Annotated in this window: 13 protein-coding genes; 7 read left to right on the top strand and 6 right to left on the bottom strand. The window is 57.5% G+C overall.

The window, feature by feature from the left end; all coding sequences use genetic code 11:
- Positions 1-2: 2 nt before the first annotated feature.
- Genes AB4Y89_RS18330 through AB4Y89_RS18340 form a run of 3 tightly spaced genes read left to right on the top strand, consistent with a single transcriptional unit; the run spans position 3 to position 5759 of the window.
- Entirely contained in the window at positions 3-1934 is a 1932-nt protein-coding gene (locus AB4Y89_RS18330) for a hypothetical protein (protein WP_442302385.1), read from the top strand.
- Positions 1934-3316 carry a hypothetical protein gene (locus tag AB4Y89_RS18335; RefSeq protein ID WP_442302386.1) on the top strand — a complete coding sequence of 461 codons (1383 nt, stop codon included), beginning with the start codon at positions 1934-1936 and terminating at the stop codon, positions 3314-3316. The genes AB4Y89_RS18330 and AB4Y89_RS18335 overlap by 1 nt, the downstream gene beginning before the upstream one ends.
- Before the next feature lie 10 nt (positions 3317-3326).
- Positions 3327-5759: a glycoside hydrolase family 95 protein gene (locus AB4Y89_RS18340; protein ID WP_442302387.1), complete on the top strand. Its 2433-nt coding sequence runs from the start codon at positions 3327-3329 to the stop codon at positions 5757-5759.
- A gap of 71 nt (positions 5760-5830) precedes the next feature.
- Here AB4Y89_RS18340 and AB4Y89_RS18345 read toward each other — a convergent pair whose 3' ends face one another.
- Positions 5831-9391: a carboxypeptidase regulatory-like domain-containing protein gene (locus AB4Y89_RS18345; RefSeq protein ID WP_442302388.1), complete on the bottom strand. Its 3561-nt coding sequence runs from the start codon at positions 9389-9391 to the stop codon at positions 5831-5833.
- A gap of 342 nt (positions 9392-9733) precedes the next feature.
- On the opposite strand from AB4Y89_RS18345, the gene AB4Y89_RS18350 reads away from it, so the two are divergent.
- Together AB4Y89_RS18350 and AB4Y89_RS18355 are read left to right on the top strand one after the other, a co-directional pair.
- Positions 9734-11386 carry a DUF5060 domain-containing protein gene (locus tag AB4Y89_RS18350; RefSeq protein WP_442302389.1) on the top strand — a complete coding sequence of 551 codons (1653 nt, stop codon included), beginning with the start codon at positions 9734-9736 and terminating at the stop codon, positions 11384-11386.
- Positions 11387-11396: 10 nt separating this feature from the next.
- A complete protein-coding gene (locus AB4Y89_RS18355; protein ID WP_442302390.1) occupies positions 11397-14069 on the top strand; it encodes a hypothetical protein in 2673 nt (890 codons plus the stop codon).
- A 135-nt stretch (positions 14070-14204) separates the two neighbouring features.
- On the opposite strand, the gene AB4Y89_RS18360 is transcribed toward AB4Y89_RS18355, so the two are convergent.
- The 5 genes from AB4Y89_RS18360 to AB4Y89_RS18380 all read right to left on the bottom strand — a co-directional run bounded on the left by AB4Y89_RS18360 (position 14205) and on the right by AB4Y89_RS18380 (position 19814).
- Complete coding sequence (locus AB4Y89_RS18360; RefSeq protein ID WP_442302391.1) at positions 14205-15128, bottom strand: glycoside hydrolase family 43 protein; 924 nt, start codon at positions 15126-15128, stop codon at positions 14205-14207.
- Positions 15125-16720, bottom strand: coding sequence for an MGH1-like glycoside hydrolase domain-containing protein (locus AB4Y89_RS18365; protein ID WP_442302392.1), 1596 nt, complete (start codon positions 16718-16720; stop codon positions 15125-15127). The genes AB4Y89_RS18360 and AB4Y89_RS18365 overlap by 4 nt, the downstream gene beginning before the upstream one ends.
- Before the next feature lie 48 nt (positions 16721-16768).
- Positions 16769-17767 (bottom strand): zinc-binding alcohol dehydrogenase family protein, encoded by a 999-nt coding sequence (locus tag AB4Y89_RS18370; RefSeq protein ID WP_442302393.1) that lies wholly within the window; start codon positions 17765-17767, stop codon positions 16769-16771.
- Complete coding sequence (locus AB4Y89_RS18375) at positions 17764-18750, bottom strand: aldo/keto reductase (RefSeq protein WP_442302394.1); 987 nt, start codon at positions 18748-18750, stop codon at positions 17764-17766. The genes AB4Y89_RS18370 and AB4Y89_RS18375 overlap by 4 nt, the downstream gene beginning before the upstream one ends.
- 191 nt (positions 18751-18941) lie before the next feature.
- Entirely contained in the window at positions 18942-19814 is an 873-nt protein-coding gene (locus AB4Y89_RS18380) for an SAM hydrolase/SAM-dependent halogenase family protein (RefSeq protein ID WP_442302395.1), read from the bottom strand.
- A gap of 488 nt (positions 19815-20302) precedes the next feature.
- Here AB4Y89_RS18380 and AB4Y89_RS18385 point away from each other — a divergent pair, with 488 nt between their 5' ends.
- Positions 20303-21124 (top strand): transketolase, encoded by an 822-nt coding sequence (locus tag AB4Y89_RS18385; RefSeq protein ID WP_442302396.1) that lies wholly within the window; start codon positions 20303-20305, stop codon positions 21122-21124.
- A complete protein-coding gene (locus tag AB4Y89_RS18390; protein ID WP_442302397.1) occupies positions 21118-22086 on the top strand; it encodes a transketolase family protein in 969 nt (322 codons plus the stop codon). Before AB4Y89_RS18385 ends, AB4Y89_RS18390 begins: the two co-directional genes overlap by 7 nt.
- Positions 22087-22089 lie beyond the last annotated feature (3 nt).

The raw sequence follows: 22089 nt of genomic DNA on the forward strand, positions 1-22089 counted from the left end.
GGATGAGACACAGAAGGCATCGGTGGCTCACCGCCGCTGTTGTTGCAATGGTCACCGTTGCGGTGGACACCGTTCCGGTAGTGGCTCAGCAACCGTTGCAACTTCCCGATACCGTTGCTCCCGCGGTCACACAAGCAGCGGACCATTTCGAGTTTGTCGCCGACGGTCCTGCCGGACCCGGGTGGACGCGTCCGAACGAGCCCGCCCGGAAGTACTTCCATGAGATGCTGCCGGCACTCTTCAGTCGTACCGTTGCAATCGAAGGCGATCTTCCGCAGCCCGCTGCGTTGCGCTGGATCTTTACCGGCCCCCGCGCCAGCCTGACCATTGAACTCAGCGAAGGGGACATCAAACTCTCAGAACGCTGGTACGACAGCACGCAACTGCTGGGGGACAAAGGCACCCTCGTACGGCAGGAAAAGGCGTTTACCGGACATTCCCGGACTCTTACGGTCGTCGCTGATGCTCATCTCTCTGTACATGTTCTGGTCAACGGACAAGATCTCCTGCAAGCCCCGATGTACTTCGACCTGCAGCGGCATCAGATAATGCTGGTCGCTCCGCGCACGCAACACCTCGTCGTGCGCGGGGCCCTGCTTCCACCGGCGATCAAAACCGTAGCGCTGCAAATCGATCCGGACAACAAACAACAGACCATGCTCGGCTTCGGCGGCAGCCCCGGAATTCCGGCGTATGCCGAACTGAGCGAACACGGCAAGACCGAGTATTGGCATCTCATCCGCAAATACAATCTGCTGCTCCACCGGGAATATCCGATGGGCACGGAGCTCAAGCAGGATCTCAGCAACTTCGACGATCTTTCATCAGCCACACCTCACTACTACGGCGACAACTTTCCCAACGGAGAAGTCAGCGACTTCGACTACTCCCGCCGCATGCTCGCGCTTGGCGGTCACGTGATCTACGAGATGTGGGCTCTGCCGAAATGGGCGGAGAAACCGTACGACGGCCCCGTCAAGATCATCGACGCATGGAAGAAACCCGTCACCAAGCAGGCCGACGTGGAAAAGTACGTCCGCATCGTGGTGGCCTACTGCCGTATGGCTGCGAAAAAGTCCGGCAGGCCTCCGATGATCGTCGGTATCCAGAACGAAGTCGAACAGATTCCCTCCGTCTATGCCGAGATGACGAAGAGTCTGCGCCGTGAACTGGACAAAGCAGGCTTCAAAGAAGTGAAGATCCACATGGCCGATGCTCCCTATCTATGGATGGGCGTCGGCCGGGTGAACGACCTGAAACAGGACTCTGAAGCGTGGAAGGATACGGACTACGTCGCCAGCCACGTCTATGACTGGCAAAAGTATGCCGCCGATCCTGACCGGTACGACGAACAGCTGCAGGCGATGCGCGCTGCGATGGGTGACAAACCATACCTGGCCACCGAGATTTGCCTCAACGACGGCAAGCTGCAGGAGCCCAGCTACCGCGTAGCCTTTCAGGTGGGACAGCTCTACCACAAGCACCTGACCGAGCTGAACGCCATTGCACTGATGTATTGCTGGACGATTCTCGATGTCGAGCAACCCAACTTCGGCGCGTCACGCTCTCTTCTGATTCCCGACAAGACACATGGCAATGTTCCGGTTGCTTCCAGCTTCCAGCTCCGGATTCTCGGCGCCTATAGCCGCCATATTCAGGAGGGCATGTGGCGTGTCAGCGCTACTGTTCCAGGCAATTCGGATCTTCTGGTCTCAGCTTTCGCCGGCGCCGCAGGTAAGAAGACGATCGTGCTCCTGAATCGCGGTACCGATGCCGCTCGCGTCAAGATTCCCTGGAGCGCACCGTGGCGCCAGGTAGAGCACGTGACCCAGTACGAAGAGAACGAGGTTGCTGCCGCAAAGCCTGGATTGCGTGATGTCGTTGTCCAGCCTGGAGAGATCGTGATTGTCTCCACGTTGGAAGGAGGCAACTGATGCTACGCCGTCGCGATCTGCTGATCGGCCTGGGAGCCACTGCCCTTCATCCCCGGCTCTGGTCACAAAGCACCAGGGAAGCCTCGATCTCTGTTGATTGGAGGAGTGAAGGCCACAAAATTCCATCCGATTACAGCGGCTTCAGCTACGAGTCGGCACAGCTCGTAAATCCCGCCTTCTTCTCGCCGCACCATCGGCAACTCATCTCCCTCTATCGGGAGCTCACACCTCACGGCGTGCTTCGCATCGGCGGTGGCACCAGCGCCTTCACCACCTTTACAGGAAAACCACAGCAGACACCGCCTCCCTTCGATGTCTTTGGCCCCGATACAGAGAAGACCGCGAAGAAAGAGTTCCCCATCTCCACTACGGCGATCGACGCCCTACGCGGATTTCTGGATGCCACGGGCTGGACCTGTATCTATGGCCTCAACATGGCACAAGGCAGCGTTGAAAATGCAGTCGCCGAGGCCGCCTATGTGCAAAAGACACTCGGGGCAAAACTCATCTGCTTCCAGCTCGGCAATGAGCCTGACTCATGGCGAACCCGCTACCGCCCCGCAACCTGGGGACCCGTTGATTTTCTGGAAGAGTGGAAACGGTTTCGCGAGGCCCTTGTCTCAAAGATTCTGGGATTAAAGCTCGCCGGACCGGATATCTCCAACAAGCTCCCTTACCTCACCGCTTTCGCGGAAGAGATGCAGCGCGGCCACTATCCGGAGGTCATCCTGCTCACGGCTCACTACTACGCGATGGGTCCAGCTCGAAGCGAAGGCGCCACGCTCGATCAACTCATGTCGCCCACTCCAAAGCAGCGGACCGGGGACGTGAATAAGATCATGGCCGCGGTGAAGCCGACCGCGCTTCCCTTCCGCATGGCGGAGGGCAACTCCTGTTGGGATGGCGGCAAGCTCGGAGTCAGCGACACCCTGGCTTCAGCCCTCTGGTGCGGAGACTTCATGCTGCAGTGGGCGCAGGCCGGATGCGTTGGCGTCAATATGCATGGCGGCGGCGATGGTAACTACACTCCGATCGCCGGTGGGCTGGTCAAACCGTTGACCCGGCGTCCCGAATTCTATGGCATGTTGCTGGCCCAAAGGTTTGTCGATGCAACTCTCATCCCCTGCACACTCACCTGCGACAGCGACCGTATCACCGCCTATGCGGCGAAAGATGCACGCGGAGAATCGAGGCTCGCTCTCTTTAATAAGACCGCAGATCCCCTTCGTATTCACACGGAGAGTCCCTGGAACAGGGGCATGCTGCTGACCGGTCTCGGATTCGAAAGCAAAGAAGGAATCACACTACACCCCATGCACATGGGGAAAACCTCTACCCTCGATCTGCCTGCGCATAGTGCGGGCTTCGTGTGGAAACGATAAGGAGATATCAATGCACCTCTCACGCCGCAGCTTTCTGCGTGACTCCGTCCTGGCCGGTGTCGCCGCCACTTCCAGGCGAGGCAACGCCATCGCGACCTCTCAGCCAGAACCCCGCTATCGCCTCTGGTTTAACCATCCTGCCGGGGAGTGGCGCGATGCCTTCCCTGTAGGCAATGGGCGCCTTGGCGCCATGGTCTTTGGGGAGCCTGTTCAAGAGCGTATTCAGCTCAACGAAGAGACCATCTGGGTCGGCGAGAAGCGCGATCGCGTCAATCCCAATGCAGCCGAAGGCGTTCGCCGTGTTCGCGAGCTGCTCTTCGAAGGCAAGGTGAAAGAGGCGGAGGCGTTGGCGATGAAGGATGTCATCGCCGTTCCGACACGGATGCCTTACTACCAGACTCTCGGCGATCTGCATCTGAACTTCGACGGCATTACTGACACTTCGAAGTATCGTCATGAGCTAGATCTCGACTCCGCCATCGTGACCACGCGGTTTGTCAGCAACGGAGTCACCTTTGTCCGTGAGGTCTTCTCGTCTGCTCCGGACCAGGTCATCGTCGTTCATCTCACGGCCAGCGCTCCTGGAAAGCTCTCCTTCACCGCGACACTCGACCGTCCGGCAAATGCAACCACTGAGGTCGTAGGCAGTAAGCGGCTGGTTATGACCGGACAGGCGCTACCGGTGAAGCCGACCACCGACCCAGCAACCCAGGAACGTCAAGCCGGTGTCCGCTTCCGTTCCGAAATGGTGGTCCTGAATCACGGAGGCCGTATCTCCGCAGCAGAAAACACTCTCAAGGTTGAAGGTGCCACCGAGGTAACACTGCTTCTGTGCGCCGCAACCGAGATCAGAACGCAGGATATGGAGGGGGCCTGCCGCCGCTATCTCACCGTAGCCTCCGCTCCCTTTGCCGAGATCAAGCGCAGACACATCGCCGACTATCGGCAGTTCTTCCGCCGCGCGGACCTGACGCTCCTGAATACACCCGATCCCAATGCAGCCATACCGACCGATGAACGCCTGAAGCGCATGAAAGAAGGAGAGGACGATGTTCACTTGCTGCCCACCTTCTTTCAGTTCGGGCGCTATCTCCTGATCAGCAGCAGCCGTCCAGGCACGATGGCGGCGAATCTGCAGGGCATCTGGAACGATGCGCTCGATCCACCGTGGGGCTCCAAGTTCACCATCAACATCAACACACAGATGAACTACTGGATTGCAGAAGTCAGCGGTCTTGGCGACCTGCACTTCCCTGTCTTCGATCTGCTGGACGCAGCCCACGCAGCCGGTGTCGTTACGGCAAAGAAGTACTACAACGCCCGCGGCTTCTGCATTCACCACAACACCGATCTCTGGGGAGACGCTGTCCCCATCGACGGTATTGGCGGAGGCTTCTGGCCGCTGGGTGGCGCATGGCTCACCACTCACCTTTGGGAGCACTGGTTACACTCCGGCGATCGCACTTTCCTGGAGCAGCGTGCCTATCCTCACCTGAAACAGACGGCCGAGTTCCTGCTCGGCTATCTGCAAACGGATAAGGACGGCCACCTCGTCGGCGGGCCTTCGTGCTCTCCAGAAAATGGCTATATCCTTCCCGGCACCACTCAAACCAAGGCCAACCTCTGCATGGGACCAACCATGGACCAGGCGATTGCCCGCGGCCTCTTTCGCCAGTTTGTCGCGGCGAGCAACGAACTCAACCGCGATGCGGATCTCCGCGCCGAAGTAGAAGCCGCCGCAAAGAAGCTGCTGCCTTACAAGATCGGCAAACACGGCCAGCTTCAGGAGTGGGCCGAAGACTACGACGAGTTCGAGCCTGGACACCGCCACATCTCGCATCTATGGGGTTTCCACCCCGATGACCAGATCACGCTGCGCCAGACTCCGGACCTAGCCGCCGCGGTCCGGGTCTCTCTGCAACGCCGTCTCGATGCGGGCAGCGGCAGCACTGGATGGAGCCGCTCCTGGATCATCAACCAGTGTGCCCGTCTGGAAGACGGCAACCTGGCCTACGACAACATCAAATGGTTCTTCCGCCAGAGCGTGCGCCCGAACATGTTCGATGTCTGTGGACTGAAGGACAACTCTCCGTACCAGATCGACGGCAACTTCGGTATGCCGGCCGGTATGACGGAGATGTTGCTGCAAAGCCACGGGGATGTCGTGCGTCTGCTTCCCGCCCTTCCCGGCGTATGGCAGGACGGCAGCTTCCAGGGATTCCGCGCCCGTGGAGGCTACACCGTCAATCTCACGTGGAAGTCAGGTAAGCCGGTCTCCGCAGTCGTTCTGGCATCGCGCGCCGGAAAACTTCGCCTGGCCGTGCCTCATGGCTCTCGCGTGGAGACAGTGCAGCTACGCGGTAAGTCCACTGGTAAAGCCGAAGGAGAAGAGTACGTCATCGAAGCGGAAGCCGGGGCGCGTTACTCCGTCCGTTTTGTATAAACAACACTGGGCCGACAAAAGGAAACGGGGCGCGTTGCGTTGCGCACCCCGTTCCCTTTGTTCAAGGGAGGTTAGAAACTCAACCGTAGCGCCTGCTGCAGCACGCGTGGCGGAGTTGAGGTTGAGGTGATGAGGCCGAAGCTGGTGCTAGTGGGTGAGACAGTCGGCGCTCCGAAGTTGGTGTGGTTGAGGACGTTGTACGCTTCGAACCGGTACTGCATATGGATGCGTTCCTTGAAGACGTTGAAGTCCTTCAATACCGAGACGTCCAGGTTGTTCGTTCCGTCCTGCCGCCCGTAGAAGAGCGGGAAGGTACGGTAGTTATAGATGGAGCTTGGCTGAGAATTCGCATCACGATTGAACTTCGTGATATCGAACGCTCCTTCCACCCGGCGCGCATTGAACGTCACATTGTTATATGCCGTTCCATCGGCAAAGAGCGGTGCATTGTTCCATTGAACGGGAGCTCCTGACAAATGCTGGAAGATCGTATTCATCGTCCAGCCGCCGATCAGAGCATTCACAACATAGGGGGCATTTGCTACAAACTGCCGTCCGCGTCCAAAAGGCAGACGGTAGACGCCGGAGATAGAGAGATGTTGCGGGAAATCCGAGGCATTGGTCTGGTAGGTCAGTGCCCCACCCGGATTAATCTGCTGTGCCTGCAGATTACGAGAGTAGGTGTAGTTGACGTTAAGCGTAAGCCCATCCGAAACACGCTTTTGGAAGCGTGCCATGAGAGCGTTGTAGTTGGAGCTTGCACCTGGTGCCAGTTGCTGGGTTACACCGCTCTGCGCCGTGCCGTTGCCGAACTGAGGATAAGCCTGCAGCAACACATACTTCGGAATCGTGCTCGCCGTTGCCAGCGTTCCCGTCATACCGGGTGCGCCTTTGAATGGGTTGGTAACGGCTCCACTCAGATTGTTCTGTACCGCGGCATCGCGCGCGGGAGAGCGGCTCAGTAGCGGCAGAACCGGTACACAGCTTACGCAGTTGCTATAGGAGAGATGGACCTGATGGTTGCCCAGGTATCCCACCTGGAACATCGTGTTCTTGGTCACCTGGAACTGCAGATCCAGATACCAGCGCTCGGAGTACGGAACCTTGACCGCCATCGGCCGAACCGTAATCGCTTGTCCAAGATAAGTATTCACACCCAGCGCATTTCCGGTCGGCTGCAGAATCGGATTCGCCGTCGGAAATGGATCGGAGAGCGAAGATGCCGGCGTAAAGTTGCTGTTGAGCGAAGCCACCAGGGAGGTATTGGAGATATAGCCGTAGCTTTGCGGCGTGTAGTAGTCATTGAACGGATTAACGAAGATGCCGAAGCCCGTACGGATCACCATCCGGTCGTTGAAGATCGGCGGGTTGAAGGCGAGCCCAACGCGCGGCGTAATGTACAGCGGCGCCGTAGCGTATTCATGGCGGCGGGCATCGGACGCAAAGACTAGACCACCCTTCGCGTTGAAGCTGGAAGCCGAAAGCTCAGGAACCGGAGAAGCGGCGTACTTCGTTGCCGCTGCACTTGCAGCCGAGTTTACGGCGTTCGCATCGAAGTAAGAGACGGCTCGATTGTGGCTCTCATTAATCGACGTCTCACTCTCCAGGCGGATACCCATGTTCAACGTCAGCCGCCGGGTTAGCTTCCAGTCATCCTGGACGAAGCCGGCGAAGTAATGGTTGTTGAAAGTCAGGTAGGGACTGATGGTATAAGCACCACTCGAAGGAACACCCAGCAGGAAGGAGGCCATCGAGCCGCCAAAGACCGGCCCGGCAAGCGCGGTACCCGCCCTAGTGAAGGTACTGTCAAAAGCGAGGTTACCGGTGAAGTAGTTGTTTGTTCCGGGAGCCGTAGGCGTAGCGTAGCTTCGGTTCTGACGAAGATCCGGACCGATCTTCAACGTGTGACGACCATGCACCCAGGTGACTGCTGTGAAGAATTGGATGGTGTCAAAAGCAGTCCGGCTGGGCGACGCCGCGCTCAGAGTGGTGTACGCCGTTCCGGATTCGGTGAACTGAATGCGAGGCAGCGCGGCGCCTGCACTTGACGATGAGTCCATATAGCCGGGGAAGCCATAGCTGCTGGGTTGGACACCGCCGCTGGCAATCGCTGAATTCTTATAGGAACGGGTCAGGCTGATTCGGGAATCCATGACCACCGACGAGCTGAAGGTATGCACGAAGTCGACCAGGCCACCCTGGTAGACCGTATAGCTCTTCGAGCCGGTGGCAATATTGCCGAAATAGTTGTTGCTGATGGGCTGATACTCGCTGCGATGCACATCAACAAACAGCTTATTGTTGGCGCCGATGCTCCAATCAAAACGACCCGAGTTGGAGTTGTAGTTGTTGATGGTGTTGTTGCTCGAATAAAAGTTGTTCTGACCATCGGCCGTGCCCGTGACATTAGGCTGCGGATAAAGCGACAGATACTTCTGCGCGATCTGACTTAGACGCGACGCCGGGACAACGTTATTTGTGAAGGGCGTGCGCAGAGCCTGACCGGAGCAGTTCGGATCGGCAGTACCGCTCGCGGGATCGAAGATCTGATAGCTGTTGTAGGTGGCCGTATAGCCAGTACAGCGAGCCGCCGACTTGTTCGTCCCCAGACCCAGCAGCGCGGAAAAATCACCATTGCGCTCCGCTGCAGTCGGCACAGTCGTCAACACCGGGCTGGGCTGTGATCCCTTGAATCCTTCGTATGCATACAAGAAGAAGAGCTTGTCCTTGCCATTTACCAGGTGGGGAAGCCAGATCGGGCCTGCGATGTGGCCGCCATACTGATTCTGGCGATAGGCCTGCTGCTTCGTCGTTCCGGCAAACCAGCGGTTTGGCGCATTGATTGCAGAAAACTGGTTGAACTCTGAAAGCGAGCCGTGGAACTGATTCGCTCCTGACTTGGTCACCAGGTTTACGGTACCGCCCGAGGTATCTCCGGTCGAGGCATCGGCATTGAAGATATCTACCTTCACCTCCTGTACCGAGTCCTGCAGCGGACTGAAACCGGGCAGACGTGAGGAGTCCTGCATGTTGGGTACGCCGTTCAACAGATATTCGTTCGACTGCGAATTGCCGCCTCCAAGAGAGAAGTCGGAAGAAGCGGAGTTGTCGAAGGGACGAGCCTGCACCACGGAGTTCTTCTGTTTAACGACGACACCGTACATCGTCTTGGCGAGCGCCAGGGGGGAACGGCCGTTGTCTGGGAGATTCTCGATCTCCTGCGCCGACAGCGTCTGACCGGCTGAAGCCGTCTCCGTTTGGATCAGTGGAACATCGGTCGTCACCCGTACTTCCTCAGTGGTGGCTCCTACCTGCATGGTGACGTCTTCGCCCACCTTCGATCCAGACTCGAGCGTCAGGTTCTCGTGCACATAGCGCTGAAAACCGTTCGCTGTCACCGTCACGCGGTACTTGCCCGGAGCAAGGAAGGGCACGGTATACTCACCCGCACCATTGCTCGTGGTCATGGAATTGACGCCTGTCTCCATGTTGGTGACAAGCACGGAGGCGCGCGGAATGGTCGCGCCCGTTGGATCAGAGACTCGCCCTGTCAGAGTTGCGCGAAACTCCTGGGCGGACATGATGGAAGCACTGGCGACAAGAAGCAAAAGCAAAGCGGCAAAGCGTTTCATAGACGTGCTCCTGACGAAAACCGGATTTCATTCATGAATCCGGAACGGCTGCCACACTAGCGAGGTGAAGAAAGAATTGTCAATAAAGAATGAGAGGAAACGCGATGATTTTCTGCGCTTTTCCCTTGAAATTATCGTATTTTGTCAAAATGTATCGACAAAAAATGCAATGCACGTTCGACCCTCCTCATTGCATACTTGGGTGGCATAAACGACAGCACCTTCTCTTTTCCTCGGCACACTTCAACGCAGGATTCGGTTGGTGTTAACCATCGTTTTCACCAACGACGAACGAATCGCGATCAACCACAGTTGCTTCGCGAGCTGGAGAGACGCACATCCATGAATCGCCGCGAAATGATGAAGCTCGGCGCAGGCGCTTTTGCAACCGCCGTTCCATTGGCCGCACACGGAGAGCATTCATTCCGCAATGCGGCATCGCATAGCGGCGCCACTGCGGAACAAGCTGGCGCTGGAACTATAGAACAGTGGGGAATCTTTGAGGTCGCGCTTCAGGGCCCATCCGAGGGAAATCCATTTATCGAGGTCACGCTGTCGGCGGAGTTCCGCAACCAGCATCGCACCGTCAGCGTCACTGGTTTCTACGACGGCAATGGAACCTATCGCGTCCGCTTCATGCCTGATGCCACCGGAGACTGGAGCTACATCACAACGTCCTCAACCGCCGCGCTGCATGGCAAGTCGGGCAGCTTTCGCTGCACCTCGGCCTCGTCAGCAAACCACGGACCAGTCCACGTCGCTCATCAATTCCACTTCCAGTATGCGGATGGAACGCCATACTTTCCCTTCGGCACCACCACCTACTCCTACCTGTTCACGTGCGAACCGTACGATGCGCAGACGATTGCTGCGTTGATGGACTCTCCCTTCAACAAGGTGCGCGTCTGCATCCTGCCAAAGGGACAAGGCAAGCGCGGCCTGCCGGAGTTTCCGTTCGAACATGCTGCGGGTTCCATCAGCACTCATCACGAAGATTTGAAAGATAACAGTCAATCGAACGCGACCTTTGATTGTGATCGCCTCAACCCGCGCTATTTTCAATTGATCGAGCGGCGCCTTCTCGAACTTCAAAAGCTCGGTGTCGAAGCTGATCTGATCCTCTTTCATCCGTATGACTCGTGGGGCTTCAAAGCGATGACTCCAGAGCAGGACGACCGTTACCTGCGTTATGCCATCGCCCGCTTTGCCGCCTACAGGAGTGTCTGGTGGGCGATTGCCAACGAGTATGACCTGGTAAAGACCAAGAGCATGGCCGACTGGGATCGCTTCTTTCGCATCACGGTCGCCAGCGATCCCTACAGCCATCTGCGTTCCATCCATCACAGCAAGGTCATCTACGACCATTCCAAACCGTGGTGCACGCACGCGAGCCTGCAGGAGTATGACTTCCAGAAGTCGGCCGAGCGACGCGCTGCCTGGAACAAACCCCTCGTCTATGACGAGATCCAATATGAAGGGAACATCGCCCGCCGCTGGGGCAATCTCTCTGCCGAAGAGATGACGCGGCGTTTCTGGCTCGCTACCGTCCATGGTGTCTATGCCTCCCACGGAGAGACCTACAAGACACCGGCGGGCGAGCCCGTCTGGAGCGACGGCGGAAAGCTTCGCGGCGCCAGCGCGCCACGCATCGCCTTCCTGCGCAAGCTGCTGGAGCGAGTGACGCCAACAGGAGTCAATGAGTTTGAAGACGCCTACTATCCGTCCGCCGGCAAAGACAAAGAGCTTTATCTCTACTACTTCGACTTTCACTGTGTCGGTGAATACGATTTTCCTCTTCCTGCGGGTATGCGCTTCAAAGCCACACTGATCGATCCCTGGAATATGAGCGAACGCGAGCTTCCTGGCGTCTTTACCGGGAAGTCCACGGGCAGCAGATTCGTCGATGAAAATGCCGGCGACCAGATTCAAGGCGGCACCAATCACATCGAGCTTACGGGCAAGCCTTACATGGCTGTGCTCTTCCAGAAGGTTTAGGAGTTCTGACATGTATCTGTTGACCCAGGCCCGCGTTCGCATTCGGTCCATTGTGGCTTTCTCTCTTGTATTGGCTGCGCCCGCCATCGTGATGGCGGCTCCAGTAAAGGTCGTCGTCCTGGAAAACGCGACACCTCGTGAGCGCTTTGGCGCCGACCGCCTGCAAGCGGCCCTCACAGCGAACCACATTGAGAGTGGCGAACAAATCGTCCTTGGTCTACGCTCTATTCCCTCGATCGAAAAGTACAAGCAACTGCCGCAGCTATGGCCGGGCGCCAGCGAAGCCTTCGTCATCAAGCGCATCGGCAATCAGATCGTCGTCGCCGGCAGCGATGCCTCCGGCGTTCTGTACGGAGCACTGGAGCTGGCCGACCGAATCGATCAGACACATGCGCTCCCGAAAGAGATTGAGTTCATCGATCATCCCGCCCTGAAGCTGCGCGGAACCTGCATCGGGATGCAGAAGCCCGAGATTACCTACGAAGACGCGCAGTATGACTACCCTTACACGCCCAAAGACTTTCCCTTCTTCTACGACAAAGCGGAATGGGCTCGTTACCTCGACATGATGGTCCGCCAGCGGTCGAACACACTCTATCTCTGGAGTGGCCATCCCTTTACTTCGCTGCTGAAGCTGCCGAAGTATCCCGAAGCGCAGGAGATGAGCGATGCGCAATTGAACCAGAACATCGAGATGATGCGGTGGATCACGGCAGAAGCCGACAAGCGTGGCATCTGGCTGCTGCAGGGCTTCTACAATCTCCATCTATCCCATGCGTATGCCCGAGCCCACCATCTTCCCTACCATCTGGTGAACCCCACACCGGAGGCCATCGAGTACACCCGCTATGTCATCTCCGAGTTCATCCGCAACTATCCGAACGTTGGCCTGATGATGACGCTGGGCGAAGCCCTCTCCCCACACAAGGGCGTCGAGCTCATGACCCAAGCCATCATTCCAGGCGTGAAGGACGGCATGAAGGCTCTTGGAACGACGGTGGAACCACCGATCGTGCTACGCGACCATGCCACCGACATCGAAGATGTATTGAAGGCAAGCCAACCGCTCTACGGCAATATCGATACCCTCTCCAAGTGGAACGGCGAGTCCCTCACCTGGACAAACGATCGCGGCAAGGTGCTTGACCGCTTCAAGCTGCTGGTCGAGAACAGCAACGTCGCCGTCTCCAACGTCCACCTGCTTTCGAACCTTGAGCCCTTCCGCTGGGGAGATCCTGACTTCATCCGCGAGACCGTGTTGAACTATCAGCGCATCGGCATTGGAGGTGTGCACCTCTACCCGCTGCGTTATTGGGACTGGCCCAATGCCGCCGATAAGACCGAGCCATTGCTCTATCAGCCGGAACGGGACTGGATCTGGTTTGAAGCCTGGGCTCGCTATGCCTGGAATCCCAATCGCGATCCACAGAAAGAACGCACGTATTGGATACAGGAGTTCGCCCAGCGATTCGGTACACCACAGGCTGGAGAAAAGCTGCTCGATGCCTACACGCTCGCAGGTCCAGCACAACCACGCCTGCTGCCGCGCATCGGCATCACCGAAGGCAATCGTCAGGCATTCGCTCTTGGGATGACAATGCCGGAGCTGATCGATGCCAAACGCTTTGGCCCTGCTGAGACGCTCTGGACCGCCAACGCTCCAGGCGGAGAGCGTCTGTACGACTACGTGGACCATGAGTTTCATCACCAGCCACACCAGGGAGAAACGCCTATTGGCGTAGCCGATACCGTCACGAAGGATGCGGAACAGGCATACGAAGCCGCCAAAGCAGCGGCGCCGCTCGTTACGAAGAACAAGGACGAATACAACCGTATCGTCGGCGATATGCAGAGCATCTGGCTTCTGATGCAGTTCTATCAGGCAAAGACCCACGCTGCTGCTGAGGTCATGTTGTTTGGGTACGACAAAGATCAGCAACATCTTCAGAAAGCAGATTCCCTGCTCGCCTCGTCGGTTGAGTTCTTCCGCCAGTTGACGACTATCACCGACAAGACCTACCGCAACGCAGCCGGCATGCAGACCTCACAGCGGCAGATTCCAGTGCGCGGAGGTCCAAAGACCAATCACTGGCGCGATATTCTCCCTGTCTATGAAAAGGAGCTGGTCACCTTCCGCTCGCGCCTGAACAGCATGAATGATCCGGCCGCACTGGCAGAGGCGCAGAAACCGATAGAGAGACTGCCTCAGGTCGCCTTCCAGCTCGAGCCCGGCTCCGGAGAAGCATTCACCGTCAAAGCCGGCGAACCGATCTTCCCCGACGGACCACAACAGATCGCATCCATAGCCGGTGAACTGGATGGTATGCGCGGCATCCGCGTCAGCGGCAAGAGCAACACACCTGTACGCTTCACTCTCGAGAAGCCTGCTCAGGTTCTCGTCGGCTTCGTTCGCAAGGGCGTTAATAAAGCAGGCCCACAGAATGCCGACGCCGAGAACTGGAATATCGTCCTGACCAATGCGATTGCATTGAAGGGAGCACCAGCCCTCACCGTATGGGCCGCGCCGCTCTCGGCTGGACGGAACGAGCTCGACCTTGGACGCGGGAACTATGTGATTCTCGGTTTCATCCCGCAGGAGACAAAAGTCAAAGCCCGCATCAACTTGTCCGCTGCTTCTGTTGATGGAGAGCCACCAAACCTCGACTGGATGTTCGAAGACTAAGCAGAACCGACAAGCCCATGCCCTTGATCAGAACATGGGCTTGTCGGCTTTTTGTTTTGTCATTTCGTAGCTCCCGAAAGGGAGCTACGAAATCTGCTTCTTTACCTCTACCTTCAAGAACACAGAGCTTTGCACTCACCTAGAAGCAGCATCATGCCGCTGCTCTAGGCCAGCCGCCACCTCATCGCTAATCTTCAAAAAACTTCCGTGCTTGCATCCATGCGGCAGATCAATCTTGTCGGTCGCGTCACTCCAATGCACCCAGTCCGTGGTTTCCACCGCCTTGAACCGCGCCGGCGGGCGATAGTAGTCGTAAAAGACCACATATCGATCGCCAACCTGCAGGGCCGACGGTCCCTCGCTCCATGTCGGTGTAATCGGTCCGGAGATATTGCTCCACGGTCCCTGAACACTTGGTCCGCCGGCGACACGAATCTGGTAACGCAGCGGATCCTGGTTCTGGTCCTTAAAAACGAGGTACCAGGGAGCGAGATCCTTCCGAGACGTGTTGTGAAAGATCGTCTGATCGATGGTGACGTATCCAGGATCGAACCATACCGATGGTTTGGTAAAGCTCTGAAAATCCGCCGTCATCGAAGACCAGATGTGGTGATTGTTCGGTTCGCTCTTCATCGCTGAAGACCACAGAACCAGCCACTTCCCGGCTTTCGCGTCCCAGTAGATCTCCGGAGCCCAGGTGTTATTGGTCTCAGGAAAATCGGCCATGATAGGAATTTCGCGCGTTGCCGTCCAGTGCTGCAGATCGTCGGACTCGGCATAACCGATCGACTTGCCTCGCCAGTCCCACGTCCACACCAACCTATACTTCCCATCGGATCCCTTCGTCAGGTAGGGATCGCGAATTCTCTGCCCCGCGGGAGGAAGAAACCACGGCGCGCCATCGTTCAGCGGAGCGTAATGATAGCCATCATGCGACAAAGCAAAGTAGATACCGGTATCGCCCGGCTCCTTGAAGTAGGCAAACAGATAGCTCTCCGCCTGCCCGACAACTGTCGTCAGTCCCAGCAATATCGAAGCGGCAAAGGTTACTCGTTTCATGGTCTCTTCGTTCCCGGAAGCTGCACGGTCAGCGAACCGAGCGTTTCGCGATGCGCTGCTATCTTCCCATCGATCCAGACCTGAAATCCGCGCCCTTTGTGGTAGCGGGCCCCCGTGCGGTCGTAGACCAGAGTCAACTGGTGCCCGTGATAGGGCACACCGTCCAGAGCAAAGTATTGCCATGTGCCCTCAGGCAGCAACGGCTGGATGTGCAAGGTGTCTCCCGATTCAGGCCGGATGCCAAGCAGACCGGTGATCAACGGATCAGCAAAGCCGGAATGGTTGTAGTAGTTCCCTCGCCCGACCTGCTTGTTCTTCTCCCTGAGCATGCGGCGTGCGATCCAGTCATCGGCATCCGCGTCCCGATCCTCGTCAATCCACGGGATGGACTGTCCGCCTGGCAAAGTAAGGTGCTGCGCCAACACATAGCGCGCAAACAACTTGTAGTATTCGTTGCTGCCGATGGACGACGTTCCGCGCGTCTGCAACAACTCTGCCAGCGCTGTCAGCGTCTGAGTCGTCGCAAACGGCCACATGGGACCATTCCAGGTGCACTGATCGCTGCTGGCAAAACGAAACCGGGGACTACGCTTCTCCGCCGTCGTCGGTCCGTACTTCCCATCAAAGCCTTGCGGGTCAAACAACTGCTTCCAGGCAATATCCTGATCCGGTGTGGCAATGCCATAGGTCCATGGGATGTAGCCGATCTGCTCCCGCACGCCTGCAAGCTGCATCTGCGTTCCAGGATCGACAAACTTCTTTTGTTTGCGGATACCTGAATCAGCAGCCGGCGAAACCACATCGTAAAACTGATCCTTAGTATTCCAAAGCCGCTCATGCACCAGGGTCCGCAGAAGATCCGCCTTGCGGGCAAACTTCGTACGCAGATTGACATCGTCGGTAAGCGCGGCGATCGCCCTCGCATCGGCGACCATGTAGCTGTTCAAGGTAGGCCGGTAGCCATCGCCCGAGATCGACTTCTCCATCGCATCCCGGGTATCGATCGACCAGTACAGCCCGTTGCTGTCTCGCTGCGTTGCATCCCAATGCTCCGCATATTGCATCAGCGCCGGCAGATTTTCCCGCCCAAGATCGCGCGATCCCGTTGCCAGCGTGACCTGATAGAAGGCATCAGCCAGCGGCACCGAATACTTCCACGGATCGGCTTCCGGCTTCAACCAATAACGTGCATAGTCGGCAGCGATCTGGCGCGTCCGCAGCCATCGCGCCTCACGCAGATGAAGCGGTGTCGCGTCCGGCAGAACACCATAGGCTCCATCCTGACTTTCCGGTTTCGGCAGCCACTCGGTGATCAGGTAGCCATACTTCTCGCTGTGCACTACATGCTTCTGAAAGACGTACCAACGGAAGTAATACAGATCGTTGAAGTCCTTATCCGAAGACTCGAAGAGCGGAACGTTCGCCGCCATCCAGTCATACGAGTCGCTTCCCATGATCCCCGTGACCAGCTTCTCCTGCTGGCGAAACTCGTCCACATAATGACGAAAACTCTCGGGCCGCAGAACCACCTGACCATACAGGCTGGAAGCCGCGAACGTAACACTGCAGACGATAGCGTGAAGGCGTTTCATACGGGCATCCACGACAATAGGGCTGCAGGTTGACGTTTCGCAATCACTTCAGTGCACTTGCACCATAATCTTCTTCATCGCAGCAGGATTCGCAGCCCAACGGGCGATATAGTCAGAAGCCTCATCCATCCCCACAACCGCACTGATCGCCCTCTCCACAGGAAAGCGTTGGGCTTCCAGCATCGCAATCACTTCGCGGAAATCGCCGGCCAAGGCGTTCCGTGACCCCATGATGTTGAGCTCCTTCTGAACAAAGAGCTTCGTCTCATACGAGACCGGTTGCTTGGCGTAGCCGATATAGACGACCCTGCCGGTAAAAGCAACCTGCTCGACCGCCATGCGGAATGTCTCCGGCAGGCCAATCGCTTCGATCACGACATCCGGTCCACATCCGGTAATCTCCTTCAACTTCACGGCAGCATCGTCGCGCCGGGTGTTGATCAGATGTACTGCTCCTGCAGCACGGGCAATCTCCAGCTTCTCGTCATCCTGATCGATCGCAATCGTCTGGGCGCCGCGAAACGCCGAACCCGCTACCGCGCCCAGCCCAACCCCGCCGCAACCGAAGATCGCCACCGTATCACGCTCGGTTACACGCCCCTGGGCTGCCGCATGAAATCCGACGGTCAGCGGTTCTACCAGGCACAGCTCACGCAGGCTCAATTTCGGCGAGGTGTACAGCTTCTCCTCCGGCACGCGGATACGCTCTGTCAGAGCGCCATCGCGTTGCACTCCCAGGGTCTGGTTGAACTCGCAGGCATTCACACGTCCATTACGGCATGACGCACAGCCCCCACAGCTCGTGTAGGGCGAGACCGTTACTTGCGTACCAGCAGGATATTTCTCTGAGCCTTCCAGGACGGTCGCTGCAATCTCATGCCCTGGGATCCTCGGATAGCTCACCATCGGATTGTTTCCGCGGTAGCTGTTCAGGTCTGATCCGCAGAGCCCGACCATCTCTACCTGCAGCAGAACACCATCGTTTCCGGGCTCCGCGACATCGGTTATCGCCAGCTCACCGGGAGCAACCATCGTCAACGCTCTCATGCCTTTGTCACCTTGATCACGTCTTCTTCCGATACCGCTGTCATCCGGTTAGTATCTTCGTTCTCCGGGCGTCCCTGCGGCCATGAAGTGTTGTGTATCGGAGCCACCAGACGTCGTACCGTCTGCAGCACCTGCGCATCCGGCTCAAGATCCAACGCAGCACACGCCGCATCGACCTGCTCCACACTCGCAAATCCCATCAACGTCGATGCAACAGATGGATGTTGCAGACACGCCCACATCGAAAGCGTGGCGGGACCCACGCCAGACGAACGGCAGAACGCGACCACCTCAGCGCCGGCCTTGCGCACTTCGGGCGGAGCCGGATGCCATTCGGGCAGCGTAACTCCTCCCAGAATCCCCATGTGCAGCGGCGACGCGTTGATCAATCCAATCCCCATCCGTTCCGCAACGGGCGTCAACGCTGCATCCATATCGTCCGAGAAGAGATTCCAGTGACAGTAATTCAAAACCGTATCGGCTGGCGCCTCAGACGCCACCCTGGCCAAAAGGCCAGGCCAATAGCCGGTAATACCAACCGTTCGGGCCTTGCCCTGCTGCTTCAACGCGAGCAGCGCAGGAATCGTCTCGTGAATCACCTGATCGATATTCCCGAACTCGATGTCGTGCGCCTGAATCAGATCCACGGTATCGGTCTTCAACCGGCGCAGTGAAGCTTCCAGACTGGCAGTGATCCCCTTTGCCGAGAAGTCAAAGCTATCGGCGCCGTTCCGGCCGCACTTGGTCGCCAGCACCACATTCTTTCGATAAGGAGCAAGCGCAGCGCCAAGACGCTCCTCCGCCAGTCCCGCCCCGTAGTAAGGAGAGACATCGAAGAAATTGACGCCGGCGTCTACCGCCCGCCCAATCAGAGCGCCATCGTCAGCTTGTGGAACTGGCGAAAAGACGTTGCCGAGCGGCGAAGCGCCGAACCCGATCACGGAGACGGAAAGGCCGGTAGAACCGAGTGTTCGATAGCGCATAGTAAACGTAACAGTTAACGTTTACTGAAAAGTAGAGAAATTAGCAATCACTCTCTGCTTCAGCTTTGTCGGGACGTACGTCCAAGGCGCTGCTAGAGCATTTTCCCTGTAGGTGTAGTGTAGGGATTCGGTATCTTAGGGCGTTTTCCGCAATGAAAACGCCGCTGCACACCCTTTTCGGGGAAAATGCTCTAATGCTTGTACGGAATCTCCAAGACCATGTGCTTGTCGATATGGTTCCGTTCCGCGAAATTTCCCTGGTTGATCGCGATGCTGAGCCGATCTCTCGAATCGATGTAAAGCAGGTCCTTCCCAACGGGAACGTCGTCGAACGTTCTTACAAAGGGCGTACGGTAGGCCTTTCCATTCAGCGTCAAAGGAACGACATCGCCATGGGAATAGCCGAGTTTCGCGAAGAGAGGCTGCGGTACGTTGAGGACCAGGTTTCCATAGGGTCCATCCGTACCGATGACCTCCGCGTGCAAACCTTTATCGTCGAGCTTTGCTACCGTTCCTTGCAGCCTGACCAGTTGTGCGACGGGGATCTCGGGACCAGCCGTCGTCCAGTCATCCCCACGCGCGAGATGGGCCGCTGCTGGAGAGAAGATGTCACGGCCATGAAATGTGGACGAAAGCTTAGCTCCAATCATCCACTCCTGACTGGTTATCTCGCGTGCAGCTTCCAGGCCATCGCGCTCCGCAATGCCGGTAATAAGACCATTGTCAGGAAGGACGAAGTACTGTCCCACCTTCGACTTCACAATAATGGCTTTTCGAGCCGTACCCACGCCTGGATCGATCACTGCAATAAACACCGCATCCTTCGCAAAATACGGAGCGCTTCCAGCGAGAAAACGAGCACCTTCGCTGATGTCGTAGGGCGTAACCTGATGCGTGATATCGATAATCGTGGCCGTTGGCGCAATGCCATGCATGACGGCACGGCAGATACCTACTGCATCATCTTTCGTATCGAAGTCGGTCAGAAATCCAATCGTGTGAGGTCCGGTCTGGGCGATCGCCCCAACGCCAACGCTCAATAGAGCCATTGAAACAAGAAGCAAAAACGCTAGAGCATTTTTCCTGCGGGTGTAAGGTAGGGCTTCCGCATCTATGGGCGTTTTCCGCAATGAAAACGCAGCTGCACCCCCCTTCCGGGATACCCAGTGACAGGGAAAACGCTCTAAATATCGAAAAACTCTCAAGCCAACTCCTCACTTCCTGAAAGGTGCTCGTTACGGTTTCGGCCGCCGGAGATCGCGGAAATTTGAGATGCGGTCCCCCTCTAAGGCATTATCCACATCGATAGCGGCGGAAAATCGAAAGCCGCCCCACGCCCGTCTTCCATGGGTGCTGGGGTGGCTTTTTACGTTTTTACGGCCGGAGAAGGGCGGCGGTCCCATGGAATCTAACCTGGCGAAGCTTTTCAACCCGAATAGCGGAATACAGGGCTTTAGCATTTTTATGCACTATTGCAAAAAAGTACGACGATGTGATGTCATGAGTGGCAAGTCGAACCCTTGGTTGCCCTTACCCTATGGCGGAATCATCCGTGAAACACCTGCAACAAGCTGCAAACCTGACCCGCATCCGTGCGATGTCGATGACCCATCATTCGCAACTAGGTCACACCGGCGGCGACCTCTCCTCTGCCGACATCCTTGCCTGTCTCTACCTGGGTGGAATCCTGGCGGTCGATCCCGCCCGGCCTCACTGGGAACAGCGGGATCGCTTCATCATGTCTAAGGGACACTGCTCGGGCGCTTTCTACGCAACGCTCGCCGCACGTGGCTTCTTCCCGGTCGAGCAGCTCAAGACATTTATGGACCCGCTGTCCATGTTGAATGGACATCCGGACCGGAACAAACTGCCCGGGGTAGAGGCAAATACCGGCCCCCTGGGCCATGGAGCCCCCATCGCCGTCGGCGCCGCACTCGCGGCAAAGATGCGCGGCGAACACTGGCGGGTCTTTGTCCTGACCGGCGATGGCGAACTGCAGGAAGGCTCCAACTGGGAGGCCGCCATGACCGCGCATCATTACAAGCTCGATAATCTGACGGTCATCGTCGACCGCAACCGGATTCAGCAGGGTGACTTCACCGAAAACACGGTTCAACTGGACCCGCTCCCTCCGAAGTGGTCCTCCTTCGGCTTTGCCGTGCGTGAGGTGGACGGGCATAACCACGAGGAGCTGATGCGGGTCTTTCAGTCTCTCCCCCTCGAAAGGGGGAAACCCACCTGCATCATTGCCAATACGATCAAAGGCAAAGGCGTCAGCTTTGCAGAGAACAAGCCCGCTTGGCATCATGGTGTGCCGACCCGTGAGCAGCTTTTCATGGCGGCAAAAGAACTCGGTGTGGAGGTCCCATGGTAGTCGCCGCCCCCGTTGAGACATCAGCCAAGACCTACGATTGCCGGGAAGCCTACTCCAGAACGCTGGAAGAGATGGCCGCTCAGGACAAGCGGGTCTGCGCCGTCGTCAACGACTCCATCTCTTCGACCAAGCTGAAGAAGTTCAAGGAACTCTTCCCCGACCGGTTCGTCAACGTCGGCATCGCGGAGCAGAACATGATCGGCGTGGGCGCCGGCCTGGCCAATGGAGGTATGGTCCCCTACGTCTGCGGAGCCTCCTGCTTCCTGACAGCCCGCGCCATGGAACAGGTAAAGGTCGACCTCGGCTACTCCAAGTGGAACGTCAAGCTCTGCGGCATGTCGTCCGGCATGGCTTATGGGCAACTTGGCGCCACCCACCACTCCATCGAAGACATGGCCTGGACGCGCATCATTCCCAACCTCACCGTGATCGTTCCGGCCGATCCGCTCGAAACCGAGCAGGTGATGCGTTATTCGCTGCGGCACGATGGACCCATGTTCCTACGCATCAGCCGGGTTCCGGTGCCTGAGGTGCACGATCGCGGATATCAATTCACCCTCGGCCGGGCCGCGCTCATGAACGATGGAGACGACGTCACCATCATCACCAACGGCATCCTGGTGGCTCGCGCGCTGCAGGCCGCAAAGCTTCTGGAACAGCGCGGCATCTTCGCCCGTGTGCTGAATATGAGCAGCATCAAACCCCTCGACTACGACGCAATCATCAAAGCCGCGAAAGAGACCCGCGGCATCGTCACCGCGGAGGAAGCACTCACCGCAGGCGGTCTGGGCGGAGCGGTCGCAGAAGTGCTCGCACTGCATCATCCTGCGCGGATGCGCATGCTGGGGCTTCCTGACGTCTTCGCACCGACGGGGTCGGCAGAGTTTCTGCTCGACCACTTTCATCTGAACGCAGATGGCATGGTGAATGCCGCACTCGATCTGCTGGGAGAGAACAAGTAGGCG

The sequence above is a fragment of the Terriglobus sp. 2YAB30_2 genome, from assembly GCF_052114765.1.
In the GTDB taxonomy this organism is placed as follows: Bacteria; Acidobacteriota; Terriglobia; order Terriglobales; family Acidobacteriaceae; genus Terriglobus.